We start from the raw sequence: 25793 nt of genomic DNA on the forward strand, positions 1-25793 counted from the left end.
AAGCGGGCTGCTGCAATGCTGAATCGAAAATATTTCCCCTTTGAACGCAACAGTTACTACTTCGGCAAGCTCTTGACCGCCAAGGACTTCGAGGCGGAACAGCGCTATTTCAACGACAAGCGCCGGTTTCTCAACCGGCTCACCGGGGCGGACGGCATCCTGTCCGGCCTGGGGGTGATCCGGGCGGACGACGCCTCGGTGGTGATCCAGGCGGGGTGCGCCCTGGACGCCTCGGGGCGGGAGATCGTGGCGCCCGAGACGCGGGTGGTCAAGCTCTCCACCATCGAGGGCTTTGCGCAGCTCACATCCTCCTGCGCCTATCTGGGAATCAGCTACCAGGAGACGCCTGCCGACCGGGTTTACGCCGTGATGGCCCAGGAGGGCGCGGGCGAAGACAGCTACAACCGGGTGCGCGAGGGCTATAAGCTCACCCTGCTCGACGAGGCGCTGGTCGCGCGGGTGCCGCAGCCGATCGACGAATTTATCGACCGGCAGGTGATCTACTCCGACGGCGACATCGAGGTGGCGCAGTATCTACCGCGCTACCTGCCGCTGGGCAGCAGCATCAACCTGCGGGTGGAGCTGCGCAAAATCGGGCCGGGCGCGGAGGAATACTCGTTCTGTTACGAGCTGGCCGCCCCCAACTTTGAGGACGCCGAGGGCAACCGAAGCATTCAGGTGGGGTTGGATCATGTCAAGCTGGCCTGCGGGGACTGCAAGGTGCTCAACTACATCCTCACGCCCGAGCCGCACGTCTGGAGCGGCGGAGGCAGCGTGGCGGTCACCATCACGGATTTTGCCGTGCAGCGCAGCGGCGAGGTGTTCAACCTCAACCAGAACATCGAACTGCTCATCAAGCCGGTGAACTCCGGCTTGGAGGAGTTCTGCCTCGCCCACCTCTACAGCAAGTCGATGGACAAGCTGCTTGAGGAGAGCTACGACGAGCGGCTGTGGATCGCCAAGATCGACCTGATCCGCCAGGACGAGCAGGTCATCATCGACAGCGTCGCCCCGCCGCCCTTCGGCCAGTATACCTACAACGCCCAACAGCTCATGCTGCTGCGGCGGCTGGAACAATATTACCCGGATAGCGCCGCGCCTCGGACATACGGCGCGCCCGCGCCTGCGCAGCCGCCCGAGAGCTACCAGCCTGAGGCCCAGGCCGCGGTGCGCGACACCGCCTGCGGGGTGTTCGAGCTGGGTATCGGCCTGGGGCACGACCAGAAGGAGACGATCTTCTCCGACGAAATTATGCACGGGTTGGGCAAGGGCCCGGTGTATGTGCAGGTGGGAGTCGAATACATCAGCAGCGCCGGGCCGGGCGAGGAGGTCAGCGAGATTCTGCTGGGGGATGTGGACCTCTTCGCGGATGCGGACGGAAACGCGCGCGACGAGCGGGTGTACAACCTCTCCGCCGCGATCAAGGTCCTGCCCGAGCGCGGCACCTTCATCGTGGGCCTGCGGCTGCACGAGACCACCGGTCTCATCAGCCTGCGCATCCGCTGGTATGCCTTCCGCCTGGGCGAGATCGACAAGCAGCTCAAGCCGGCGCACGGCGGCGAGCGGTATATCCTCATCAACCCGGACACCATCGTGCTGCCGCCCAAGGGCACCGCGCACATCTCGCCGGTGTTCATCAATATGCCCACCGAGGCGTGCAACTTCCGCCTGGTGGACGCCGAGGGCGGCCACATCGACCAGAGCGGCGTGTACACCGCGCCCGCCAAGGAGGGCGTGTACGAAATCCGCGTCGAGGCGATCAGCGATCCGTCGATCTATACGCATGCGTTTGCCATCGTATCCCAGAAGAAAAAAGAGGAGTAAGGGGCCTGCCTACCGGCGGGCGGGGGGTGTGAGATGTTTCAGGTTTTGAATATGAACCTCCATACGATGAGGACGGTCTTAAAAAACGCGGTCAACGAGGTGATTGTATGCACCGACCTCAAGCGCGACAGCGGCGTGTTTTACACGGTGGTTTCGATTGCGGACAGCCAGGTGCGCAGGGAGGTCGCGCGGCAGGTCACGGGTGAGGGCTTGTTCTCGGCCAACCGGGATTTTGTGGGCTCGTTTGCCTACCGCGACCGGTTTTGCCTGGTGTTTCGCTACCAGCCGGAGGTGCGCTTGTGCAACCGGGAGATGATCCAGGCAGAGACGTTTGCCGACCGCAAAAGGCTGGCCGCCGCCTTTCTGGTGGCCTGCGCCGAGATCGAAGCGGGCGGAGAGGTGGGGGAGCTGCTCCTGCGCGAGCGCAATATCAACCTCGCCCCGGACGGACGGGTCTACTTCAACTACTTCATCGACTTCGGCGAGCTGGCGGGCCGCGGCCGGCCGGCGGACTTCTACTATGCGGCGGCCACCTGCGCCTTTGACATCCTCGCGCGGGAATACAGCGAGCGGTACGAACGCCAGGTGGACCTCTATCCCCGCGAACTCCAGGCATTTTTCAAAAAGAAGGAGAGCCGGGGCTTTAGCAGCTTCAATCAGATTTTAACGGCTGTCAAGGCGATACCCGACGAGCCCGACGAGCTGCACTTCGGGGTGCGGAGGTTGCTCGACCGGATCATCGGCTTCAAAAAATTTTTAACGCGCAATTCTATGACGATCTTTTTGGCCGTACTGGTCGCGGCAACGGTGATCTATGCGGCCTATCAGATCGTTTTGCGGGTGGCCTGGCGGCAGAATGAAAAGGTGAACACCAGCTATATCGGGATGAACAGCATCGGGGAAGTATACCTGGGCGACGAGGACGTCTGACCCCGGCCCCGTGCAACAAAGGATTAAGGTGGGTAGGAGACATGTCAATGCGGAGCAGAGTGCTGCGGATACTCTTCATTGTGCTGGCGGTGATCGCCTCTCTGGTACAGAATATTGTGTTATCCCCCGGCAAGCTCGACAACATCGTCGGGATTGCGGCGGCCGCTGGCGGGGACACCCTGGTAGCCCAGGTGGAGGGCGGCGACTTGGTGTTTCGCATGGCGGATAAGCGGGGTGTCTACCGCCAGACGATGAAAATCCGGCAGACCAGCGGGGGCGAGACTTCGTCGGTGGCCGATTTTGCGGTGGACGACAGCGCGCGGGTCTATCTGATTCGCGATTACGCCGACGCCCTCACCCAGGAATATCTGCGGCAGGATCTGGAGGTTTACGACCTCAGCCGCTGGTTTTCCAAGCGGGTGGCGGTGCATCCGCTCGAAAATGAGGCGGGGGTGCGCTACAAGTGGCTGTCCCTCTCCAGCGTGGCGGTGCTGATGGGGGTCAACGGGGACGCAAGCGAGCTCACCCGCGCGGCTTTCGATCCGGCCGACCTCGCCAAAAAGGGGACGCCCGCCTCCAAGGGCACCCGCACCTACTCCATCGACCCCGCTGAAGGCATCTATAGGGCGGTGCCCGCGTCCTCGCAGGTGGCCTACGCCACCATGTCCGGCAAGGTGTACCTCGCCGCAGAGGGCGCGGCCGCAACCGAAATCTACCCCGCGCGCGAGCTGCGGGAGCTGATGTATCCGATGTTTATCGCCCCGTATGATGGGGAGTATGTGCTCATCGGGGAGCAGGAGAGCGGCGATATCTCGCTGCTGAACCTCGCGGACGGCAGCACCTCGGTGCTGCAGGGCGGCTCGGAGCGCTTCACCGGCGTCAGCAACTACGCGCCGTCGGATATCCTCACCGCATCGGTGCGCGACGGCGAGAACTACACGGCGGTGGTGCGCAACAACTCCACGGGGTTTTATGAGCTGATCGTCAGCGAGGCGGGCAGCTACTCGGTCGTCGGCCGCCTCACCTCGGGGCTGCTCTTTAAGGTGCTGTCGATGCTGGGCGGCACGGCGCTCTACTTTGTGGGGCTGCTGTTGCTGTACGCCTTTGCGGTGGCGGTGGCGAGCCAGGTGCGCGGCAGCCGTACCATCCTGCTCAAGCTCGCGTTTTCCGCCCTGCCGCTGTTGGCGGTGGCTCTGGTGCTGTTCGGGGTGTTCAGTTACAACGCCTACAGCGATTCGATCAGCGGCAGCTTTCAAAAGCAGGTGGAGGACGAGGGCAACCTGCTGACCGCGCTGTTCGGCACCGAGAGCTTCAACGAGATCGAATACCCCTACGACTACACCACCGAGGGCTACCGCTACCTCGACCAGCAGATGCGCACCCGCGCGGTGTACACCCGCACCGCCTACTACGAAGGCGGCAGGCTGTACACTGGCGTGGACCGCGACCTGCCCTGCTTCTACCCGTTTGAACTGGTGCTGAACAGCGAGGAGATCAGGATGCACCGGGAGGCGGCCTTCACCGGCGAGACCCAGACCGGCGAGATCTCCGACCGGATGGGGCGCAGGGTGATCTGCGTCACCCCGATCGGCGGCGTGGAGGGCGACACCGTCTACCTGCTCGAAACCAGCATCCCGTCGGCCAATATGGACCGCTACACCGGCGCGTACCTGCGCAACTATATCATCATCGCCGCGGTATTCCTGCTGGTGATCGGCGCGCTGCTGCTCGTGGTCTTTATGCGGGTGCTCGGCCCTCTGGTGCGCATCAAGGACGGCCTCGAGGAATTCTCAGAGGGCAACCGCCGCATCCGGCTGGAGAGCGACACCCGCGACGAGCTCTCGGATATCGCGCGGGTGTTCAACAAGATGGCCGGCGACATCGATGTGCAGCTTTACAACCTCAGGGGGGTCAGCGACACCTACTTCCGGTTTGTGCCGCAGCGCATCTTCCGCCTGCTCGGCAAGGATAACCTCGGGGATTTGCAGCCCGGCAGCCATGTGCAGGGCGATTACAACGTGCTGTGCGTCAACCTCTGGCTGAGCTCCGACAAGATGCCGCTGCGCGCCGAGCAGGAGCTCATCAACCGTTTTTTCAATATCATCAACGAAATATCCGATCAATACGACGCCACGCTGGTGGTGGACAGCGTCAACCTGTGCAGCCTCAAGGTGATCTGCCCCAAAGACGGCGAGGACGGGGTCTCGATCGCGCTGGCCGCATTGGCCCAGATCGACGGCCATAACGCTTCGGCCGCGCTGCACAGCCGCCTGGACGTCACCTTCCTGCTGCACCGCGCCGAGCTGTACTACGGCATCTGCGGCGACGAGCAGCGCTACATCCCCGCGATGATCTCGCAGGGGTTGGAGGCGATGACCCAGAGGCTGCCGTTGATCCGTCAGCTCTCCAGCCGCCTGGTCGTGACGCAGGACGCCTACGCCACGCTGGACAGCGAGCGGTACTACAACCGCTTCATCGGCTTTTTGGGCGACCGCGGCCAGCAGAGCAGGGGGCTCTACGACTTCTACGACGGCAGCTCCCCCGAGATCATCCGGCTGATTAACGACACCCGCCTCACCTTCGACAAGGCGATGCAGCTCTACCAGCAGAAGCGCTACTACGACGCGAAAAACCTGTTTGCTGTGGTGCTGCGCGAAAACCAATACGACAACGTGGCGCGCCACTATATCTTCCAGTGTGAAAAGAAGCTCTAAATAACCCCGGAGCTGGACAAAGGAGGTGCCTAGTACGGACCTGTTCAAACTTCTGCTTTCGGCCTTTAAGCGGCTGACCACCGCGATCACCGGGCCGTTCCGAATGATGATTGTCCGCGTACAGCGGATGTTCAACGTCAACATCATCACGGCCAAGCTGATCGCGCCGCTCACCAAAAAGGTAAAATCCCTGATTACCCTGCGGCCGCAGAGCCGCGCGGATTACTACTCGATCGGCCGGTACTGGGTCTATAAAAAGCTCTTTCTGACACTGATCTTGGCGCTCTGCGCCGGAGTATTCCTCTACTTTATCATGTTTGCCCCCAAGCTCCCCGCGCAGCCGGCGCAGCCCGCCGCGGTGCGCACCAGCGTGACCTTTGCCTACGACGACATGAAGCTCAGCGACTTCACCGGCGTGGCCAACATCCAGGCCGCCGACGGCAGAACCGTCTTCACCGGCGAGATCGACGGCGGCGTGTGCAGCGGCAGCGGCGTGCTCTACACCAGGGACGGCAAGCTGCTCTACGAGGGCGAGTTCGACCGCAACCAGTACAACGGCAAGGGCGTCCAATACTACGCGGACGGGGCTGTCCGCTATGAGGGCGAGTTTGCCGATAACCTCTACAGCGGCGCGGGTAAGCTCTACGACGGCAGGGGCGCGATCATCTACGACGGCACGTTTCGGGCCGGCCTCTACGACGGCGAAGGCAAGCTGTACGGCGAAAGCGGCCTGCTGCTCTACGAAGGGGCGTTTGTCAAGGGCGAATATCACGGCGCGGGCGTCAGCTACTACAGCGACGGCGTCGTGCGGTACAAGGGGGAATTTTTCGGCGGAAAGCCCCAGGGGACTGGCACCCTCTACAGCGCAGCCGGCAAGGAGCTCTACACCGGCCCGATGCACGGCGGTGAGATCAACTACCGGGCGCTGATAAACGCCACCCTTGCCGAAGTGGAGGAGGCGTTCACCGAGACGCCGAAGGTTTATTACGACGACCGCGACAGCTGCTTTGTGTTCGAGCAGGCGGGGGTGATCCTCTCCACCGACTGCCGGGTCAGGGTGGATGTCTGGGAGAAACCACGGTCTGTGGAGGAGCAGGCCTCGGAGTACTACTATTTGCCGGACGGTACAGTCTACCAGCCGCCGCTTGTCCAGGAGGGAATCCAGGGGATGAGCGCGGGCCGCCCAGCGACCCCGGCGAAGCTGTCGGGCGGGAGCGCGCTGTTCTCGCCGATGGCGTGGTTCGTGCCGGACGATGCGCCGTCCTCCTCCTCTTCGCGGGATGAAGACGCCACGATGGAGGACCTGATGAACGACCTGATCGAGCGGATGGATGAGCTTGCAAACGCGGCGGGCAACCCGCCCGAGAGCAGCGCCTCCGAGGACGAACCGCCCGCAGCGGATGTCCCGCAGCAGCCGGACGGAGAAACGGGGATGCCCGACTTTGTGGAGAAGAACATCTCGCTCTATTTTGAAATCGACAAGGATGTCTGGCAGTCGGAGGCCGAGCTCGACAAGAGCAAGGTGCTGGTCAACAAGGTGACGGTGATGCGCCCCGGCGAGCCCATCGAAGAGGTGGAACCCTACGACGACAGCCTGCCCCCCAGCATCGAGGATTGCGTGGCGATCGATTTTGCCCGCCAGCAGCAGCCCACCGTATTCAGCAACATCCTGTTTGAAATGGACAAGCAAAACAAGCTGTTTGTCCGCCTGAAAAACATCAGCTACGCGGAACGGATCGTGCGCCGGTGCTACGACTGGGACGGCATGACCTACCGCTACTGCTATCAGCTCGATAACCGCGATGCGGTTATGTACTATTCCATCGAATCGTAAGGGAGAGATGCCAATGGCCGATTACACCGTCATCGCAGACATGAGCGCCGCCCTGCTGCGGGTGCTGCGCACAAACCTATGCCCGGAACCGATCCAATCGTCGGAGGCGATCGCGCTGGCATCGCCCAGCGATAAAAACGGGGATTTTCAGCTGGGCGTCTTTCTCTACGACATCCGGGAGCTGAATGAATACCGCGTGTCCGCCCCGGTGCGCGGCGCGGACAACACCCGCACCTACCCCGATAAGCCGCTCACCCTGCACTATATGTTGTTTGTCAACAGCCGCGCGCAGATGGCCACCGGCGCCGAAACCGAGCAGCGCATCTTCGGCCGGGCGGTGCAGGCGATGATGGACAACCCGTCCATCGACCTGTCGTCGGCGCAGCCGTACGCCCAGCCCTCTGAGGAAGCGGCAGCGGTCTCGCTGCTCAACCTCAGTTACGAGGAGAAAAACAGAATCTGGTCCGGGCTCAACCTGCCGTATCAGATGGGGCTGTATCTCTCGATCTCCCCGGTGATGATCTCTTCGCGCCACAGCGAGCGGTTTATCCGCGTGGTCGAGGCGCAGTTCGAGGCGCAGCAGATACGCGCCGGCGACGCGCGCGGAAGGGGGAGATCGTAATCTTCATCAAAAAGACGCAATTTGTCCTGCTCTTGTACGACGATTTCAGCGGCAGCTGCATCAAGGGCGGCGGGCACCTGTTCACTGTGAACGGCCGCCCGACGGCGCCGCTGCGAAAGCCCGAGGGGTTCTATGTGTTCACCGGGTTGGAGGGCTCCGTCTTCGCTGTGGAGGTCTCCGGCGGGAGCTACTGCCCTGAGCGCGTCCAGGTGGATACCCGGGCGCTCGACCCGCGCCTCCCGGTGGTGGAGCTGCGCCTGCTGCGCAGGCGCGGGGCCGCCTTCTCCGACTGCGAGTTTGTCGAGGGGATCCACCGCCCGGGCGAGATGGTATACGCCCTGCGCCAGGGCGGCGGAGTCAAGCTGCTGTCGGTTTCGGACGGCGAAGAGGGCACGGCGGCGGCGTTCTCCGGATACTTCATCCGTCCCCCGGTGCGCACCCGGTTTTTTGTCGGTACGGGCGGCAGGCGCGAGGTGTTTGTCACCGGCGACTGCGGCCCGGATGGCGCCTATCTGGTTCCGGCGGGGTTTGTGCATCCGCACAAGCCGGGCGAGCCGGTTGTGCGGGCATATGCCGCCCGCTGCGACGGCGACGGCCGGTTTTCTATCCCCGTGGAGCCGGGCCAGGGGGAGCTGATTACCCAAATCGAGTATTACAACAAGGAGGGAAAGCGATGGGTATGCTCGTCTGCAACGGGGCCCAGCTGATGTGCAGCTTTGGCATGGCGCCGTCGACGCTGGTGGTGACGCCGCAGAACAAGACCCTGTGCGGCACGCCCGCGGCGAACATCATGGATATGAAGCCGATGGTCAACATCATGCCGTTCGGCATGTGCTCCTCCCTGGCGAACCCGACAGTGGCGTCGGCGACCGCGGCCGCGCTGGGCGTGCTCACGCCGATGCCCTGTATCCCCTCGATCACCGGCCCGTGGGCGCCGGGCTCCAGCAAGACCCTGTTGGCGGGGATGCCCGCCCTCAACAACACCTGCAAATGTATGTGTGCATATGCGGGCGTGATACAAATTATCAATCCAGGACAGGTCAAAACCATGGTGGGCAACTGAATTCCCGCCAAATAAAGCAAAAGGAGGAGTGGCCACAAAACGACCGTGGCCCAAGAGTAACATGGCAGAGTATTTATCTCCAGGAGTCTATGTGGAAGAATTTGAATCCGGAATGAGGGCGATGGAGGGCGTCAGCACCAGCACCGCCGGATTTATCGGCATGGCGGAGAAGGGCGAGACCGTCGGCACGCCGGAGTTTATCACCAGCTTTGCGGAATATCAGCGCAAGTTCGGCGGCTACCTCTCGGAGAATGCGTTCGGCGGCAACCGTTTCCTCCCCTACGCGGTGGAGCAGTTCTTCAACAACGGCGGCGCACGCTGCTACATCATGCGCGTGGCCCCTGCGGACGCCAAGGCGGCCAGCGCGGTCATGAGCTCGATCGTGGCCACGGCCAAAAGCGTGGGCCGGTGGGGCAACAACATCCGCATCGTGGCCGGCACCGCCTCCAAGGCGAAGTCGCAGGCGCTCGCAGCTGATGCGGATATGACCGCCCTGGGCAAGACCTTCCAGCTCAAAAACGCGTCCGGCTTTACAGTGGGCGACGTGGTGGCGCTGGTGGATAACGGCGCGCCGGTGGGCTACAACCGCATCGTCAAAATCCAAGACGACACCGTCACCTTTGAAACCGAGTTCGAGCAGGATATCGTCGATACCGCGATGCTGCCCAAAAAGGTGATCGAGAGCTGCGAGGTCTCGATTGAAATCTCCTGCGGCGGCGAGGTCGAGACCTATGAGACCGTTTCGTTCAACTCCCAGAGCGCGGATTTCATCGAAAACCGCCTGTCCCGTTCCAACCTGATTTCGATTCAGTACAACGCCATCGACGAGATATTCCCGCCCATGCTCGCCCTTTCAGGCGACGCCCTGGCCACCAAGAGCGTGTTCACCCTCTCGGGCGGTTCCGACGGCAGCTGCAAAAAGGCCGACGATTCGATCTACATTGGCGGCGGCGACGCGCCGGGTAAGCGCACCGGTTTGGAGGCGTTCAAGGAGATCACCAACGTGAGCATCATGGCGATCCCTGGAATCACCTCCCCGGCGGTGCAGCTCGCGCTGGTCTCCCACTGCCAGAACCTCGCGAGCCGCTTTGCCGTGCTGGATATGCCCGGCGCGCTGACCAAACCGCAGAACCTGCTCGAGCACCGCGCGATCGTCGATTCCGACTACGCCGCGATGTACCACCCCTGGCTCCAGGTCTACGATATGGCCGCTAAGAAACCCGCCTACATCCCGCCGTCCGGCGCGATCTGCGGCATTTATGCCCGCAGCGATGTCGCCCGCGGCGTGCATAAGGCCCCAGCCAACGAGGTGGTCAACAACTGCCTGGGTCTCTCCTGCCTGTATAACCGCGGCGAACAGGACCTGCTCAACCCAGCGGGCGTCAACCTGATCCGCGCGCTGCCCGGCCAGGGCATCCGCGTGTGGGGTGGCCGCACCTGCTCGAGCAACAGCCTGTGGAAATACATCAACGTGCGCCGTCTCTTCATCTATCTGGAGGAGACGATCAAGGCGCAGACCAACTGGGCGGTGTTTGAGCCCAACGACGAGGTGCTCTGGGCCAGAGTCGGCATGACGATCCGCTCGTTCCTGCGGGATATGTACCGCAGCGGCGCGCTGGTGGGCGCTACCGAGAGCGAGGCGTTCTTTGTCAACATCGGGCCGGATACCATGACCCAGCAGGATATCCTCAACGGCAAGCTGATCTGCGTGATCGGCGTCGCGCCCAGCCGTCCCGCCGAGTTCGTCATCTTCCGCATCACCCAGAACATGAAGGAGTGATCGTCCCCGCGCAGCCCTCCAGGGGCGCATTCAAACGATGAAAGGATGAATTGAGAATGGCAATCAACGTATATCCATACAAAAAATATAACTACCGGGTCGAGATCGACAGTATCGACGTGGCGGCTTTTTCTGAGGTGAGCGGCTTCGACGCGAGCGTGGACGTCATCGAGTACCGCGAGGGCACCGAGCCGATCAACTCGCCGCGCAAGATGCCCGGCCTCACCAAATACGGCAACGTCACCCTGAAATGGGGCATGACCGAAAATATGTCCTTCTTCGAGTGGGTCGCGGGTATCTCCAACGGTTCAAAGGGCACCGCGGAGGACCGCGTGCAGGATATCACCATCTACCTCCAGGACGACGCGCACAACGACATCGCCAACTGGACGCTGGTGAACGCCTGGCCCTGCAAGTATACCGCGCCCGACTTCAACGCCAGCGCCAGCGAGATCGCCTTTGAAAGTGTCGAGCTCGCCTTTGAGGAGATGCGCCGCAACCTGTAATGAACTGACCAGATCGCGGGCGGCGGGCCACCGGCCCGCCCGCGCCGCAGGAGGAGTGTAGCGATATGGAACTCGATTTTTCAACCGAATACGAATTTGATCTGCCCAAAGGCTATGTGGACAGCGCCGGGGTGCTGCATAAGCACGGCGTGATGCGCCTGGCCACCGCGGCGGATGAGATATTGCCGCTGCGCGACCCGCGCGTGGTGCAAAACCCAGGCTATCTGACGATCATCCTGCTTTCGCGTGTAATCACCTCGCTGGGCACGGTGCCCAAGATCGACCCGCGCGTGGTGGAGAAGTTCTATTCCTCCGACCTCGCCTTTTTGCAGGATATGTACCAGAAGATCAACGCGATCGAGCCGGTGATGGATCAGTGCGTCTGCCCCGAGTGCGGGCATAAGTTCGAGCAGCCGGTAAATTTTACGTCGGCGGAGTGACCGTCTACCCCGAAGCCCAGCTCTATAAAGAGGTCAGCTTTCTCTCGTACTACTACCACTGGAGCTTCGAGACGGTTATGACGCTGGATCACAAAACCAGGCGGCGCTTTTGCGAAGAGATTTCGGCGATTCACAAGGAGCTCAACAACGAGCCCAAAAACATTTTTGAGGTATAGCGATGGCGGATGCAAACAAGTGGATCACCCACTGGGAGGCAAAACCTTCCGATCAGCTCCCGAGAAACCCTTTGCCCGGGTACAAATTTAAAGTGTACATCCAGGGGGTGGAGATGGGTTTTTCTAAGATCACCAATATGGAGACCCTGGTGGAGACCGAGCCGCTCGCAGAGGGCGGCGTGAACGACTACGTGCACTCGCTGCGCAAGCCCGTCACCACAGAGCGCACCTTGACGCTCGAGCGCGGCATGATCGGCGTGAGCGATATGAAGGCGCTCACCCAGATTTTAATGGCCCGGTTTTCGGTGGGCCAACGGCTGCCCATCGATATGGTCATCACCATCTCGGGGCGGAGCGGAAAGCTGGAGAGGATCTACTTTGTGCACGGAGCGGTCGTCAAAAAGTGGCAGTGTTCGCCGCTGGATGCGATGAGCGGCAGCTTTTTGGTCGAGAGCTTTGAGCTCGCCTATGAGACGCTCGAGGACCAGACGGCGATCGCGATGGCCGCCTCCGCCTTCGGCATCAGCGGGATCTAACAGGGAAAGGGGGATGGACACAGATGATGCAGACGGTGATCGACGCCGGTTTCGCCGCGTCCATCCTCTCGCGGTACGCGGGCGCGCTGCCCGCCCCGGTGCTGCCCGCGCGGCTGGTGTTCCTCCAGCCGGACGGCGCGCCGGAGGCTGAGAGCGCCGCGCCGCGCTACGAGACCTATATCCAGAATATCACCAATATCGCGCGCTATGCGCAGGAGAATGTGGTTGTCAACCTGCATCTCAATTTTCATTTTCTCAACCGATTGATGATGCAGAACGTCCGGCTGTATGCGCGGGGCCAGGCGGCTCCGTCTACAAGCGGCACAGCCGGGCGGATTGCCGGAGAAATTTCTGTGCGGGGCGGGCTCAGCGCGGGCGGAGGGGGCGCCGCCGCCCGCGGCGAGGCTATCCTGCGCGAAACGGTGCGGTTTTTGCAGGCGGCGGGAGCGCCGGAGATGATCCAGCGCCTCGCTGCACCCGCTGGAGAGCCGCGGCAGGAGAACGGGATATCTCACGCGGGACATACCCGTGCGGCGGCCGTACAGCGCGTGCCGGCAGGGCGGCCCGATACGGCTATCTCCGCCCCTGCGGAAGATGCCACCCGCCATGCCGCGCCGTCCGCATTGCGGGTGGCCAGCCGAGAAGAGAGGATTCCCCACCCGGCGGCCTCTTCGGACGCCGCGCCAAGGGCCATAGAGCGCACGGCGGGCCCGCAGCGGCCGGTCACGTTCACCCACCCCGAGGCGGCCCGGCAAGCGGCCCACGATTTGGGCGAGCGGAGCCGCGAAAGGGCCGCCGTGGTCAACCGCAGCCGACCGGGGGAGCCGCCAGCGGCTAACCGCACAGCGGCACCGGCGCCCGCCGCACAGAAGCGCGCAGTCCCGGAACGGGGGCGCATGAGCGGCCAACCCGTGTTGGGGCCCAGTTGGTCAGCCGCGCCGGGGGAGCCCGCCGCTGCAACCGGCCGGATACTTTCCCCGGCCGCGCAGACCGGGAATTCGATCCAGATGCAGTATACCGCGGCGATTCTTTCGGCCGCACAGACTGCCGGTGCGGCCGATACAGCCGCCCGAATGATGGCGCTTTCCTCCCCGGCCAAACTCCTCCTGCGGTCTGCGACAGCACGGGGGGCCGAAGCCGGTCAGCGGGGGCTATCCGCCGCCCCGGCGCCCCCCGCCGCCGGGGCGGCGCGGCCCGCTGGAAGAGAAGACGGGGGACATTTGACAGCGGGCAAAGCGCAAATGCAGAGGGGCAATACAGCGTGGGGGCCTGCGCACGCAGCCACTGTGGCTGGCCCCGCCATTTGGCCGGTCACGCACAGCTTGCATCTGGCGGCTGCACAAGCGGCTGCGCCGCTGACCACACTTTTGCTGGGACAGCAGCAGCCCGCCGGTGCGGCGGAATCTTCCCGCAGGGCGACCCGGCAGGCCGGCACAATGTGGGGGGCGGCTGTCAACGCATCGATGGGCGCGCCGTCAGCGATCGGGGCAGTCTCGCCTGGGCTTGCCGCACGGGTATCCGGTGAAGCGGTTCGGCACCCGGCCAGCCTGCGGCTGTATCCGGCGGACGGATCGCCGGGGATAAACCAGCGGCAAGCTGCTGGGTTGCCGGCAACATCAGGGGCGGCGGGCCATGTTGATTTATCCGGCGGCCATCCCGGCACGGCGCAGGGCTCCCCAACAGTTGGACGCTCATCCCCCGCCGCGATGACCCACCGTCAGGCGGGGCCCCAGCGGGGGGCGGAGGCGCCGCAAACCATGTCTGAGGCAACAGCGCGCACAGCGTCCGGCGCTGGGGTGCAGACAGCGCCGGTCATACCGCCGTCGATCGTACACCGCCGCCAGGCCGTGCAGGACGGCGCGCCGGAGCAGCCCGCCGACATCCAGACGATACGCCGGGTGGTCAAGCAGGAGAGCCGGACGGTGGAAACCAGGAAACAAACCGAAAAAAATATCGCGATCAACGCGCCGCCGCCGCTCACAGCGCCGGTGGCGGAACAGAAGCAGAGCGGCCAGGTGCCCATCAACCAGCTGGCCGACCAGGTTTATCAGGTCATTGAAAAACGGCTGCGGTCGGAACGGCTGCGCAGAGGAGGGTTTTAAATGTTGGATGCGCTCACACAGGGCGGGAACGGAAAGCTGGCCAAAGCGAGCCTTCTGGTGTTCGACGGCGGGGAGGGCGCGCCGCCCACCTCGCTCGACGTGCAGTTTAACCCCTCGGAATACACCATCACGCGCGGGGTCAACCTCAGCGAAAAGACCGGCGACGGCCAGCAGGCCAACCCGCAGGACGTCCAGGTGACCTCGGGCGCGCTGTCCACCTTGTCGGTGACGCTCTATTTCGATGCGTTCACCGACCTCAAGAGCCTCGGGGTGATGGATGTGGTCGGGGCGGTGTCCAACGTGGCGTCCAACCCGATGGAGCTGCTGAAGACGCTGGGGCAGGTGGTGATGCCCGACCTTCACGCCGAGGTCAACGATCTGTGCAACAGGGTGGCCACCACCATCCGCTATGTGTCCAGCCTGCACCAGCCGCCGGTTGTGCGGTTTGTCTGGGGGCAGGGGATACAATTCGAGGGCATTGTGCAGAGCAGCACGATCAACTACACAATGTTTGCGCCCAACGGTACGCCGGTGCGCATGAAGATGGTGCTCAAGATCGTGGGCGAAGAGCTGGAGCTGATCCAGGGGGACGCGTCCGCGCCGTTTGAGTCGCCCGACCGCACCAAAGAGCGCTTTTTGCCCTACGGCGATCAGCTTTGGATGGTCGCCGCGGATGAATACGGCGATCCCAACGAGTGGAAGGTGATCGCACAGGCCAACGGGATACTCAACCCGCGCGCCATCGGGCGTGCGGTCCGGCTGAAGGTACCGGCCATCCGGTGACCTGCGGCCATACAAAGAAAGGGGGAGCGGCGGATGGACTTGATGAAGGGGAGCACCACCTTTGCGGGTCTCAAGCGGAAATACCAGGGTATGAGCGCGCCGACCTTCCGGGTTGTGGTGGACGGCGTGGAGCTGACCGAAAAGCTCAAGTGCTCCATCTCCGGCCTCGCGGTCGATTTGACCAGCGGGTACGAGGCGTCCGGCTGCAGCTTTTTGGTGCTCAGCCAATACGACTACGAAAAGACCCGGTTCGACACAGGGGGCGCCTATAAATACCTGCAAATAGGGGCGCAGGTGGAGATCAAGCTGGGCTATATCAGCACCGAATCGGTGTTCAGCGGGCATATCGTCGAGGTGGAATACCTCTTCGACCCCGAGCAGGGCGCGCCGGAAATCAGGGTGGACTGCGCGGACGCCAAATGCCTGCTGATGAAGACACAACGGATGGAGATTCTCAGCGAAAAGAAGCTGACCCAGGCGGTGAACACGCTGCTGGGGGAAAAACCGGTCTCCGCCTATCTCAAGGGCAAACAGGTGGATACGTTGCCGTTAGAGGGCGAGATGATCCACTTCCCGATGGAAAGCGACTACGATTTTCTCGTGCGGTATGCCAAATATACCGGCTGCGAGTTTTTTATCATACAGGGCAAGGCCTACTTCCGCAAGCCGCCCGTATCTGCAAGCCCGATCATGACCCTACAGCTGAAGGGTGGGCTGCTCGCGGCCCGCGCGGGGATGCGGGGGGAAAAGCTGGTGAAGGAGGTTCAGGTCTCGGGTATCAACCCGGAGAACGGCGAGGCGGTCACCGGCAAGGCGGCGTCCAAGGGGAAATTTTCCACCGGGTCGTCGGCCGCCAAATCGATCGATTCCACCGTGCGCTCGTTTTTCGACGAGCGGGTGGCCAGCGCGCAGGAGGCCGGGGACCGCGCAAAAATCCTGATGGCCGAGCTCCAGCAGGACTTTATGGTGGTGCGGTGCACCTGCCTGGGAATCCCCGAGCTGGTGCCCGGCCGGTTTGTCAAGCTCAAGGGGCTGGACCCGGCGCTCGACCGCAGCTGGTACATCTGCGGGGTGCGCCACACGGTGGACGAGCGGGGCTTTGTCACAAATTTTGAAGCGAGGACTGATAGCCTGTGAATAGTTCGATAGCAGACCTGCTGCGGGAGGGCCGCCAGGGGGTGGGGCTCTCGGGGCAGATCGGCAGCTTTGTGCAGGGGATTGTCACCGAGAACAACGACAAAAACTTCCCGGCCATGGTCAAGGTGGAGTTCACCTCCTGGCTGTCGGGTAAAAACATCTGCGAGTGGATACCGCTGCTGCACCCTTACGCGGGCGCTGCCTACGGGCGCTACCTGCTGCCCGAGATCGGCGACGTGGTGCTGGTGGGCTTTTTGGGCGCGGCGCAGACCAAGCCGTTTGTGCTCGGCTGCTTTTACCCGGCGGGCGCAAAAATTTTGAGCGAATCATTTGACGAGAAGAACCTCAAAAAGCGGTTTATCACCAAGGGCGGCGTGGAATGCACGGTCAGCGACGAGAAGGATAAGCAGTCGGTGCTGCTGACCACCCCCAAAGGGCTCAAGTTCACCATTGAGGACGAAACTGAGCAGGTCGCCGTCAGCGACAAGGACGGCAAAAATCTCATCCGGTTGGACTGCAAGAACGGCGCGATTGAAATCACGGCGGACAAGACCATCGCCCTCAAGGCGGGGAAATGTGAAATCACCCTGGACGGGCAGGGCGGTGCGATCGCTATCAAGGGCGATAAGCTCGCGCTGGAGGCGGCCCAGACCGCCAAGCTGGCGGGCAATCAGTCGCTCACGCTGGAGGGCGGGATGCTCAAGGCGGAGGGCAAACAGACGGCCACGCTCAAGGGCGGCACGATGACCGAGATATCTGGGCAGATGCTCAAGCTCAACTAGGCGCGCGCCGCCGGAAAGGCAGGAGACGATGGAAGATACAAGGGCATTTTTGGGGCGGGGGTTTTCGTTTCCGCCGCGGCTGGATCAGACGACTGGGCGCTTTGTGATGTGCAGCGCCGAGGAGGACATCCGCCAGTCGATCTATTTGATTGTGATGACCCGCAGGCGCGAGCGCGCGATGCTGCCCGACTTCGGCTGCGACGTGCACAACTATGTGTTCGGCCTGCCCGACGACGCGAGCCTCTCGATGGTGCGCAGCGAGATTGTGGACGCGCTCACCCGCTGGGAGCCGCGCATCATCAACGTGGGCGTGCAGGTGGATATGAGCGGCCTGAGCGAGGGCAAGGTGGTGTTTTCCATCAGCTACACGGTGCGCGCCACCAACAACCCGAACAACCTCGTGTTCCCGTATTATCTCTACGAGGGCGTCGGTCTGGAATAGGGGGAAGAGCATGAAATACAGCGAGGATAGATCTTTGGAGGAGAAGCTGCGGGAGCTCGCGGCCTCCTATACGCCCGAGTGGCGCTTTTCCGCCGACGATCCGGACCCCGGTTCGGTGGTGGAGCTGCTGTGCTGCGGCATGATTGAAGAGAGCCAAAAACGCTTCGGGCGCATCCTACACAAGCACAAGGTGCAGTATCTCAACCTGTTCGACCGGCTCAAAGAGGAGCCGGTGGAGGCCGCCCGCACCTATGTGAAGTTTTACCCGGTGGCGGGCCTGGATGAGCCGGTCTACATCCCCAAGGGCACGCAGATGCTCGCCGAGACCGGCGACAGCGACCAGCGCATCATCTTCGAGACGGTGTACGGCATCACCGCCACCAACGCCGAGCTGGAGGCGGTCTACGCCACCGACGGGGCGAGCGACCGCATCGTCGCGCTGATGGCGCGCGGGCAGAACGCCGAGACCGCCCGTTTCACCGCGTTCGACCTGACGGCCGAAAACCGCAGCGAGCACCTGCTGCTGCTGGGATACGACCGCCTGTTCGACGGGTTGGGCGCGCTCGACCTCACCCTGCGCCTGTCCGCGCTCACCCCCGAGGGGGCGGAGCAGGCGGCGGCCACCCTCTGTTCGGGCGCGGTGCGGTTCGGGCTTCTACAGGGGGAGGAGATCGAGCCGTTCGACAGCGTCGCGCCCGAGGGGGGCAGTGTCCGCCTGGTCAAACACAGCTACACGCCGGTGAAGACCGAGCTGGGCGGCGCGGAGCGCTACCTGCTGGCGGCGCGGGCCGAACAGCTGTGCGACCTCGAAATCACAGGAATCGAGCTCTCGTTCGGGCGCTCGGACATCCCGGCCGACGAGATATTCTGCAACGGCGTTTTGCAGAATACCGAGCACTTTTTGCCGTTCGGGCGGCCGATGGAGATCTACGCGGAGTGCGGCATCGAGTGCCGTGAGGTGCTCGCGCGCCGCGGCGCGCGGGTGGAGATGTCGTTCGACCTCGACTTTGAGGAGTTCGAGCAGCTTCTGCCCGAATACGAGACGGACGAGGAATATAAAGTCATTATGAAGCGCCCGCGCACCCCGCCGCACCCGGCGATGATGGAGGTCAAGCCGGACTATGTGCTGCTGGAATATTACGGCCAAAACGGCTGGCGCAGGCTGCTGCGGGAGGAGCACGCCGCCCTGCTTTTCAACGGCTCAGCCGAGGGTTCGCTGCGCATCTCCTTCACGGTGCCCAACGACATGGCGGGGGCGGAGGACTTCCCCGGCGACTACCGGCTGCGGCTGCGGCTGCTGCGCGCCGACTCCCTTTACCAGCTGCCGGCGCGGCAGTTTTGCCCGGTGATCGACCGGCTGCGCTTCTCTTACAGCTACGGCGCGGCCCCGCAGCTTCCCGATTACGCCTGCACCCGCAACAACTTCGAGGTGCGCGATGTCACGGCGCTGCTGCACCGCCGGCGGGTCGTCCGCCCGTTTTACAACAGCGAGCTGGAAAAACCCGCGATGTACCTGGGATTTGGGCAGGCGCCGTGGGGTACCCCCGTGAGCCTCTACTTCGACATTGAAAACAACGAGGACCGGCCGGTGGACTTCACCGCCGAGTACCTCTCGCCCGAGGGGTTCGCGCCCCTCAAGGTGGTGGACAACACCGCGGGGATGCTCTACTCCGAGACGATGCTCGCCGTGATCCCCAAGGATATCCGGCGGGGCTCGCTGTTCGGCCAGGACCTCTATTGGGTTCGGCTGATCAACCACAACGATCCCGCGGAGCAGGGAAGCCTGCCGGTCATCCGCGGCATCCACCGGAATATGGCGCAGGCGCGCAACCTGTGCACGCGGGTGGAGACCTTCTATGTGGACGACATCGACACCGCCGTGACGCTTCAGCTCGCCGAACGAAACATCCTGCACGCCGCCGTCTGGATCAACGAGCGGGACGGCGACCCGCCGGAGGGCGAAAACTGGGTGCGCTGGCAGAGGGGCGCCTTTGCGGCCGGCCGGGGGCGGGCCTACCGCTTCGACCCGGCGGCCGGACAGATCGGCTTTGAAAAGAATATCTTCTCCACCTTCCCGCTGCGGGACGGCGGCCCGGCCGTCAAGGTGGAATACCAGAGCTACCAGGGCGCGGACGCCAACGTGCCCGCGGGGAGCATCCGCACCCTCAACCGGTCGATCCGCTATGTCAGCCGCGTGGAAAACCCGATCGCGGCCTACGGCGGGTACGATGGCTACAACGAGCGGACTTCGGCGGCCGTGATCTCCAACATGCTGCGCACCAGGGGGCGCGCGGTCAGCCGCGACGACTACTTCGATCTGATCGCGCAGGTATCCTACGGCGTGCGGCGGATCAAATGCTGCACCGGCGTGGATCAATACGGCGCGCCGCAGGAGGACGCCATCACCATCGCCGTGCTGATTGAGGAGTACGAAAAGGGCAGCCACATCTTTTCGGCCGTCAAAGAGCAGATCAGGGAGAAGCTGCTGGGCAGCAGCGGCGTCCTGCCGCTGGGCAAGTCGCTCATCCTTGCGCAGCCGTACTTTGTCCGGCTGTCGGTGCGGCTCTGGTTGGAATGCGGCAGGATGGAGCACGCCTACGACCTGCAAAAGGAGATCGCCGGCCTGATCGCTACCTTCATCGACCCGCTGGAGGGCGGCTTTGAGGGCCGCGGGTGGGAGATCGGCGAACTGCCCACCATGCAGCAGATTTTGGCGTTTCTCAAGATACGCAGCCCCGAAGCGGTGGTCACCCGCACGGTGCTCACCGCCCAGTTTGGGCGCAACGAATACGCGGTCAACGACGACATCTACCGGCACATCCGCAACCCGTTCGCCATGGCGGTCAACGGGGAACATACCGTATATGTGGACCTCGCCCTGGACGGCAGGCGGGCCACCTGATAAGGGGGAGAGAACATGTTGAGCGTACCTCAGCTCGACGACCTGAGCTTCGACAAGCTGTTTGAGCGGGCGCGCAGCCGCATACCCACCCTCACCGGAGAGTGGACCGACTTCAACGCCCACGACCCCGGCATCACCACGCTGCAAACCTTCGCCTGGCTCACCGATACGCTGAACTACTACATGAACGCCACCGGCGAGGTCCACCGGCTCAAATACCTCAAGCTGCTGGGGCTGGAGCCGCAGCAGGCGGCCGCCCGCTGCCGCGTGGCGGTCGAACCCGAACACGACGAATTCCTGCTGCCGCGCGGGGCCAAGCTCGCGGCGGGCAGCACTGTCTTTGAGGTGAGCGAGACCTGCGGCGGGCGGCGCAACCGGGTGGCCGCGCTCTACAGCGTTGTGGACGGCGTGCCGCGGGAGATCACCCGCATCGCCGGGGTGGACGGCGGCTTTGCCGAGCTGTTTGCCTACGGCGCGGGGGAGCGGGAGCTCTACCTGGGGTTCGAGGCCCCGCTGGATGCGGGCCCGCTGCGCCTGTTTCTTGAGGTGCAGGGGGACGCGCGGCGCAACCCGTTTGACGGGCCGTTCTCATTGGCGGAATTGGAATGGTCCTGCTGCGACGGGCAGCGGTGGCTCCCCGTCCATGTGGCGGAGGACAGCACCGGCGGGTTTCTGCGCAGCGGCTTTGTCGCGCTGGAGCTCCCACAGGGGACAGGGCGGCTGGAAAGCCCGCTGTTCGCGCCCGCCCACTACCTGCGCTGCACCCTGCGCGAAAACGGCTACGACCTACTGCCGCGCCTCGGCCGCGTGACGGTCAACTGCGCCGAGGCGGTGCAGACCGACACCTGCGCCCAAGCGCTGGAGCTCACCTATCAAGGCGGCGAGCTCGCAATCGACTACTGCATCCGGGAGGACGACCTCATCACGGTGGCGGTCGAGTCACCGGACGGCTACGTCACCTGGTATGAGCATACCCCCGGCGAAGGCGCGCTGTGCGAGATCCTGCCCGGCCGGTACCCCTGGCAGCGGGTGATCCGGTTCGACGAAGAACGGTTTGGCCGCGCCCCCGCAGTGGGGCGGAAGGTGCTGGTGCTGATCGCCGGCCAGGCAGTCTATCCGCAGACGGTGGCCGGGGTCACCCTGGGGTGCGCCGGCGAGCGGCTCGACTTCGATTGGCCGGGCCTGTTGGAGCTGCGCCTCGCGCTGACGCGCCGGGCGGGCGGCCGGGTCTGCTACGAGCTGTGGGAGCCGTGCGCCGACCTGAGCGAAGCGGGCTACGCCGACCGGGTGTTCTCCTACGACAGCGCGGCCGGGCAGATCGTGTTCGGCGACGGGAAAAATGGCCTGCAGCCGGACGGCGGGGCCACGGTGGTGGCCGTCACGGTCAAGACCTCCGCATTCGAGGGGGGCAACGTGCTGGCGGGCCGGGTCAACCGGCTGGCGGACGGCCGCCTGGGGCCGCTTACAGTGGTCAACATCGAGGACGCCCGGGGCGGAAAGCACCGGGAGAGCGCGCAGGAGCTGGAAGCCCGGCTGGAAGAAAAATTCCGGGAGGTGACCCGCGCGGTTACGGCGGAGGATTATATCGAAATCGTCAAGCGCACACCCGGGCTGATGATCGACTATGTCAACGTCATCACCATGCGGCAGTTCAGCGACTGTTACAGCGCGCCCTACCGCCCCAATACGGTGCTGCTGGCGGTCAAGCCCTACGCGCACGACCCCCACGCCACCCTCAGCGACCGCTATCAGCGGGCAATTCTGGCGCATCTCGAGCAGCACCGCCTGCTTACCACCCGGCTGCTGGTGATCCCGCCGCAATATGTGGGGGTGAACGTATTTGGCCGGATCGCGCTGGAGGACAAGAGCCAGGCAGCCCGGCAGCGGGTGCAGGACCTGCTGCTTGAGCTGATCGACTTCACCAAGACGGGTGGATTCGGCCGCAATGTGGTGTACGGCAGGGTATTTTCCGCGCTGGAGATGCTCGACTGCGTGCGCGGGGTGCGGCAGCTCGCCTTTGAGGCGGTCGGCAGCGGCGCGGTGCGCAACGAGCGGGGGGACATCGAGGTCTATCCCGACAGCCTGGCCTATCTGCGCACGGTGGAAATCGAGTTTATATAAGGAGCGGGAACCATGAAGCAGCAACTTAAGACCGTCAATTTTTATAAATGCGCGCTCCAGAAAGGGGTTCGCCACGGCTTTGTGCTGACGGACGATCTGACCCTACGGATGGAAAGCCCGACGGCTCCCTGCGCCTACATCACCCGCGTGTTCGATACGGGCGACGCCGAGATGACCTTCAACCGCCTGTACATCGAGGGAGAGTTCCACGACGTCAAGCTGGAGGTGATCGCGGCGGCCTCCGCCGCGCTGGCCGGCCCGGGGGCGGGCAGTCCGGCGCTCGACGCACTGCTGGCTGCGCCCGAGGTTTCCCCCGCCCAGAAGGAATCCGCACTTTATTCGATGGCGCATGTGCGCAGCGTCAACAACCGGGATATCCTGCTGCACGGCCTCACCGGGCGGTATGTGTGGGTCTACCTGGCGGCCTATCCGCTGTCCGCAGAAAGCCGGTGCGAGATCGAGGGGTTCCGGCTGGAGTTCCCCAAATACAGCTTTACAGAATATTTCCCCGAAATCTACCAGGGGGATGCGTTTTTCGACCGCTACATCGCCGTGCTGCAATCGATCTTTCTGGATGAGGAGCGGCGGGTGGACGAGATCCCGCGCCTGCTCGACTACGAGGCCACGCCCGACGAGACGGTCGAGGTGCTGGCCGGGTGGCTGGGCGTCGACAACCGGGACGGCGTCTTTTCGCCCGGTCAGCTGCGGCAGATCATCCGCCATATCGATCTCTACCAGGGGCTCAAGGGCACCAAGCGCGCGCTCGAGCAGGTGGTGGCGCTCGCAACGGGCGTCCGGCCGCGGATTGTCGAGTCGTTCCAATGGGACGCCGCGGGGGTGACGGCGTCCCAGCGCCAGACCTACCACAGGCTGTACGGCGAGACCAGCAACGACTTTTGCGTGATCCTCGACCTGAGCGGCAGGCAAAGCGCGCTGCCCATATCGGAGGAAAAGCTCGAGCGGCTGATCGAGTCGTACAGCATGGTGGGCGCGCGGTTCAAGGTCGTGACGCTGCGGCGGTGCTCCCATACCGATACCCACTGCTACCTGGATGTGAACAGCGCGCTCTCCACGCCCGAGGTTGCCAGCGTGGACCAGGCGGCGCTGGGGTCGCATATCACGGTGGGCTGACAGCGAGATTTTAGAAAGGGGTGGCCGCAATGGCATCGTTTTACAGCAGGTTCCAGAAAAAGCGGGAGGATCGGGACGATCAGGTGCGCAGGATGTACAACGCGCCCGAAACCCACTGGCGCGACGCGGACTACAGCCGCGAGTTCTGGCGGGATAAGGTCGGGGATAAGCTCAAGCTGGTGAAAAATATCGTCGTCCGCTCCACCCCACAGTTTATGTTTAAAAACAGCAAGACCAACGACATCATGGTGATGGAGAGCGCGCAGAAGATCATGGATCAGATCGCGGTGGACCTCAAGCTCAAGAACATCTTCAGCCCCGAAAACGCGGTCATCAACGGCGTCACCAACGCGCTCGCCCAACAGGCGGGCGCGGGCAACCCCGGGGCGGCGGCCCAGCTCGGCGAGGTGTCGCAGGCGGTGGAAAGCGCCGTCCAGCAGGGTACGCCCGCGTCCGGCGAGGAGGCGGAGGCGGAGCGCAGCCTCGGCGAAGATCTGGCCGCGATGTTCGATACCAGTGCGTTTGAATCGAATGATGTGACGGATGGCGAACTGCGGAACCACTACAAGGTGGATAGCCATGAGCTTGCAAAAAAGAAATACGCAGGGTATACCGCGCGCGACCGCCGCGACGCGAGCGCCATCCGGCACGAGCAGCGGGAAAAGAGTAATCTCACCGCACAGGATATTCTGGGATACGGCGACCTCTTTACGGGGTTGGGGGGCACTGCGGTGGGCGTCGGTATCCCCACCCTAACCGATATGGCGCTGGGGGAAGCCACCGACGCGGCGAAGAATTGGCGGGTCGGTGCGGGCAGCACGGGCGCAGGGCTGAACCTTGCGGCGGACCTGATGGCCGTCACCAAGCGGGGTCTCGACACAGCCGATAACTGGGCCGGCCAGGATAAGCGCGACCGCCTGGAGTCGCTGGCCGGGTTCGCGACCGACGCGGGCAGGTTCACCGGCCACTCGATGACGATGGCCTCTGCGATAAAACAGGACCCGGAGCTCAAAACCTGGGGTTTTGTGGCCAGCAACGCCGGCGAGGCCCTCAGCAACACCACCGGCATATTCACCAACCAGAGCCATGTCAACGAGCTGCGCGAGCACGAAAAGGCCACCAAGGCCACCAAGACCTTCCACAAGAAGGAGGGGCAGACCTCGATACAGGCGGCCCAGTCCGCCCAAAAGATGAAGGGCGCCGAGGCGTTTCAAAGGTACCTCGCCAGCAACCCTGGGGATGTGGAGGGCGCGAAAAGGGCGGCGGACGACGCGATTGCGAGCGAGGGCAAGACGCAGGCCCAATATGTCCGCAAGCGCAACAGCGAGCATATGGCAAAGAGTATGCGCACCGACAAGCGCAACCGCGCCGCTATCGGGCTGGCCGGCAACCTCCTGGCCGGGGGCACCTATGCGCTCAGCGCGTTGCTTGGCCCCAAGACGCTGGGCGGTAAGATCGCCGGCTATGTGGCGATGGGCCTGGGTACAGGCACCAAGCTGATCGGCGGACTGGTGGCTGGCATCCTCCGGGGCAAGTCGCAAGTCAAGACGGTCGACAACGAGATCCGGGCGATCAAGCTGAACGGCGGCGAGATGGCCACGGCCCTGGCCGATATCGAAAATTACGACGACCTCAAGAAGCGGTTCAAATTTGAATACGCCAAGCGCACCAAAAACGAATCCCCCCGCGTCCGCAACATCTCCGACGCGGACTTTAAAACCCTGATGAGCAACGCGCTTTCCGGCCAGTCGGGCGGCAAGGCGGGCATTGCAAACGCAATCGCGATGGGCCGCGCCAAAGAGATGGCTGACGGCGGCGAGGCCGACGAGGGGCTGCTCAGCGGCATGGGGGTGCGCAGGCAGGAAGATGGTCGGCTGCCCAGCAGGGAATTTTTGGCGCAGCGCCTGGGCAAGGTCGGCTCGGGGTACGGCCAGTACACATCGCACCAGTTTGCGCCGGGCGTTTAAC

At 63.5% G+C, this 25793-nt stretch carries 21 protein-coding genes; all 21 read left to right on the forward strand.

Translation table 11 applies throughout. The features are described 5' to 3' along the window. Nucleotides 1-15 precede the first annotated feature (15 nt). The 21 genes from H8711_RS06385 (at nucleotide 16) to H8711_RS06485 (ending at nucleotide 25792) form a co-directional block, all read left to right on the forward strand. Complete coding sequence (locus H8711_RS06385; RefSeq protein ID WP_249282637.1) at nucleotides 16-1824, forward strand: hypothetical protein; 1809 nt, start codon at nucleotides 16-18, stop codon at nucleotides 1822-1824. 33 nt (nucleotides 1825-1857) lie between these two features. Beyond that, nucleotides 1858-2754, forward strand: coding sequence for a hypothetical protein (locus tag H8711_RS06390; protein ID WP_249282638.1), 897 nt, complete (start codon nucleotides 1858-1860; stop codon nucleotides 2752-2754). A gap of 47 nt (nucleotides 2755-2801) precedes the next feature. Further along, entirely contained in the window at nucleotides 2802-5468 is a 2667-nt protein-coding gene (locus H8711_RS06395; protein WP_249282639.1) for a HAMP domain-containing protein, read from the forward strand. A gap of 25 nt (nucleotides 5469-5493) precedes the next feature. After that, nucleotides 5494-7302 (forward strand): MORN repeat-containing protein, encoded by a 1809-nt coding sequence (locus tag H8711_RS06400; protein WP_249282640.1) that lies wholly within the window; start codon nucleotides 5494-5496, stop codon nucleotides 7300-7302. Between the two features lie 13 nt (nucleotides 7303-7315). Continuing rightward, entirely contained in the window at nucleotides 7316-7924 is a 609-nt protein-coding gene (locus tag H8711_RS06405; protein ID WP_249282641.1) for a Pvc16 family protein, read from the forward strand. Between the two features lie 32 nt (nucleotides 7925-7956). After that, a complete protein-coding gene (locus tag H8711_RS06410) occupies nucleotides 7957-8631 on the forward strand; it encodes a hypothetical protein (protein ID WP_249282642.1) in 675 nt (224 codons plus the stop codon). Continuing rightward, on the forward strand, nucleotides 8598-8987 hold the full coding sequence (locus H8711_RS06415) for a DUF4280 domain-containing protein (protein WP_249282643.1): 390 nt from the start codon (nucleotides 8598-8600) through the stop codon (nucleotides 8985-8987). Before H8711_RS06410 ends, H8711_RS06415 begins: the two co-directional genes overlap by 34 nt. Before the next feature lie 91 nt (nucleotides 8988-9078). Continuing rightward, entirely contained in the window at nucleotides 9079-10767 is a 1689-nt protein-coding gene (locus tag H8711_RS06420; RefSeq protein ID WP_346728186.1) for a phage tail sheath family protein, read from the forward strand. Nucleotides 10768-10823: 56 nt separating this feature from the next. Further along, nucleotides 10824-11273 carry a phage tail protein gene (locus H8711_RS06425; protein WP_249282645.1) on the forward strand — a complete coding sequence of 150 codons (450 nt, stop codon included), beginning with the start codon at nucleotides 10824-10826 and terminating at the stop codon, nucleotides 11271-11273. A 65-nt stretch (nucleotides 11274-11338) separates the two neighbouring features. After that, on the forward strand, nucleotides 11339-11713 hold the full coding sequence (locus H8711_RS06430; RefSeq protein ID WP_249282646.1) for a Trm112 family protein: 375 nt from the start codon (nucleotides 11339-11341) through the stop codon (nucleotides 11711-11713). Continuing rightward, nucleotides 11710-11889: a DUF6760 family protein gene (locus H8711_RS06435; RefSeq protein ID WP_249282647.1), complete on the forward strand. Its 180-nt coding sequence runs from the start codon at nucleotides 11710-11712 to the stop codon at nucleotides 11887-11889. The genes H8711_RS06430 and H8711_RS06435 overlap by 4 nt, the downstream gene beginning before the upstream one ends. 2 nt (nucleotides 11890-11891) lie before the next feature. Next, the gene (locus H8711_RS06440) at nucleotides 11892-12425 is read left to right on the forward strand and encodes a phage tail protein (RefSeq protein ID WP_249282648.1); all 534 of its coding nucleotides are present in this window, start codon (nucleotides 11892-11894) and stop codon (nucleotides 12423-12425) included. Between the two features lie 23 nt (nucleotides 12426-12448). Beyond that, complete coding sequence (locus H8711_RS06445; RefSeq protein ID WP_249282649.1) at nucleotides 12449-14527, forward strand: hypothetical protein; 2079 nt, start codon at nucleotides 12449-12451, stop codon at nucleotides 14525-14527. Then, nucleotides 14528-15310 (forward strand): CIS tube protein, encoded by a 783-nt coding sequence (locus H8711_RS06450; RefSeq protein ID WP_249282650.1) that lies wholly within the window; start codon nucleotides 14528-14530, stop codon nucleotides 15308-15310. Between the two features lie 33 nt (nucleotides 15311-15343). Then, nucleotides 15344-16447 (forward strand): phage late control D family protein, encoded by a 1104-nt coding sequence (locus tag H8711_RS06455; protein ID WP_249282651.1) that lies wholly within the window; start codon nucleotides 15344-15346, stop codon nucleotides 16445-16447. Next, nucleotides 16444-17229, forward strand: a complete 786-nt coding sequence (locus H8711_RS06460) for a phage baseplate assembly protein V (RefSeq protein WP_249282652.1) — start codon at nucleotides 16444-16446, stop codon at nucleotides 17227-17229. The genes H8711_RS06455 and H8711_RS06460 overlap by 4 nt, the downstream gene beginning before the upstream one ends. A 28-nt stretch (nucleotides 17230-17257) precedes the next feature. Continuing rightward, nucleotides 17258-17671 carry a GPW/gp25 family protein gene (locus H8711_RS06465; protein WP_249282653.1) on the forward strand — a complete coding sequence of 138 codons (414 nt, stop codon included), beginning with the start codon at nucleotides 17258-17260 and terminating at the stop codon, nucleotides 17669-17671. Between the two features lie 10 nt (nucleotides 17672-17681). Beyond that, the gene (locus H8711_RS06470) at nucleotides 17682-20573 is read left to right on the forward strand and encodes a baseplate J/gp47 family protein (protein WP_249282654.1); all 2892 of its coding nucleotides are present in this window, start codon (nucleotides 17682-17684) and stop codon (nucleotides 20571-20573) included. 15 nt (nucleotides 20574-20588) lie between these two features. Next, the gene (locus H8711_RS06475; protein ID WP_249282655.1) at nucleotides 20589-22694 is read left to right on the forward strand and encodes a baseplate J/gp47 family protein; all 2106 of its coding nucleotides are present in this window, start codon (nucleotides 20589-20591) and stop codon (nucleotides 22692-22694) included. A 12-nt stretch (nucleotides 22695-22706) separates the two neighbouring features. Beyond that, nucleotides 22707-23825 (forward strand): phage tail protein, encoded by a 1119-nt coding sequence (locus H8711_RS06480; protein WP_249282656.1) that lies wholly within the window; start codon nucleotides 22707-22709, stop codon nucleotides 23823-23825. 29 nt (nucleotides 23826-23854) lie between these two features. Beyond that, nucleotides 23855-25792 carry a hypothetical protein gene (locus H8711_RS06485; protein WP_249282657.1) on the forward strand — a complete coding sequence of 646 codons (1938 nt, stop codon included), beginning with the start codon at nucleotides 23855-23857 and terminating at the stop codon, nucleotides 25790-25792. Nucleotide 25793: the final 1 nt, after the last annotated feature.

Origin of the sequence: Ligaoa zhengdingensis, from assembly GCF_014384885.1 — a bacterium.
Classification (GTDB): Bacteria; Bacillota; Clostridia; order Oscillospirales; family Ruminococcaceae; genus Ligaoa; species Ligaoa zhengdingensis.

Coding starts and splice junctions, on each gene's coding strand:
- H8711_RS06385 (WP_249282637.1), top strand. CDS start 16: ATGCTGAATCGAAAATATTTCCCCTTTGAACGCAACAGTTACTACTTC.
- H8711_RS06390 (WP_249282638.1), top strand. CDS start 1,858: ATGTTTCAGGTTTTGAATATGAACCTCCATACGATGAGGACGGTCTTA.
- H8711_RS06395 (WP_249282639.1), top strand. CDS start 2,802: ATGCGGAGCAGAGTGCTGCGGATACTCTTCATTGTGCTGGCGGTGATC.
- H8711_RS06405 (WP_249282641.1), top strand. CDS start 7,316: ATGGCCGATTACACCGTCATCGCAGACATGAGCGCCGCCCTGCTGCGG.
- H8711_RS06415 (WP_249282643.1), top strand. CDS start 8,598: ATGGGTATGCTCGTCTGCAACGGGGCCCAGCTGATGTGCAGCTTTGGC.
- H8711_RS06425 (WP_249282645.1), top strand. CDS start 10,824: ATGGCAATCAACGTATATCCATACAAAAAATATAACTACCGGGTCGAG.
- H8711_RS06430 (WP_249282646.1), top strand. CDS start 11,339: ATGGAACTCGATTTTTCAACCGAATACGAATTTGATCTGCCCAAAGGC.
- H8711_RS06440 (WP_249282648.1), top strand. CDS start 11,892: ATGGCGGATGCAAACAAGTGGATCACCCACTGGGAGGCAAAACCTTCC.
- H8711_RS06445 (WP_249282649.1), top strand. CDS start 12,449: ATGATGCAGACGGTGATCGACGCCGGTTTCGCCGCGTCCATCCTCTCG.
- H8711_RS06450 (WP_249282650.1), top strand. CDS start 14,528: ATGTTGGATGCGCTCACACAGGGCGGGAACGGAAAGCTGGCCAAAGCG.
- H8711_RS06455 (WP_249282651.1), top strand. CDS start 15,344: ATGGACTTGATGAAGGGGAGCACCACCTTTGCGGGTCTCAAGCGGAAA.
- H8711_RS06465 (WP_249282653.1), top strand. CDS start 17,258: ATGGAAGATACAAGGGCATTTTTGGGGCGGGGGTTTTCGTTTCCGCCG.
- H8711_RS06470 (WP_249282654.1), top strand. CDS start 17,682: ATGAAATACAGCGAGGATAGATCTTTGGAGGAGAAGCTGCGGGAGCTC.
- H8711_RS06475 (WP_249282655.1), top strand. CDS start 20,589: ATGTTGAGCGTACCTCAGCTCGACGACCTGAGCTTCGACAAGCTGTTT.
- H8711_RS06480 (WP_249282656.1), top strand. CDS start 22,707: ATGAAGCAGCAACTTAAGACCGTCAATTTTTATAAATGCGCGCTCCAG.
- H8711_RS06485 (WP_249282657.1), top strand. CDS start 23,855: ATGGCATCGTTTTACAGCAGGTTCCAGAAAAAGCGGGAGGATCGGGAC.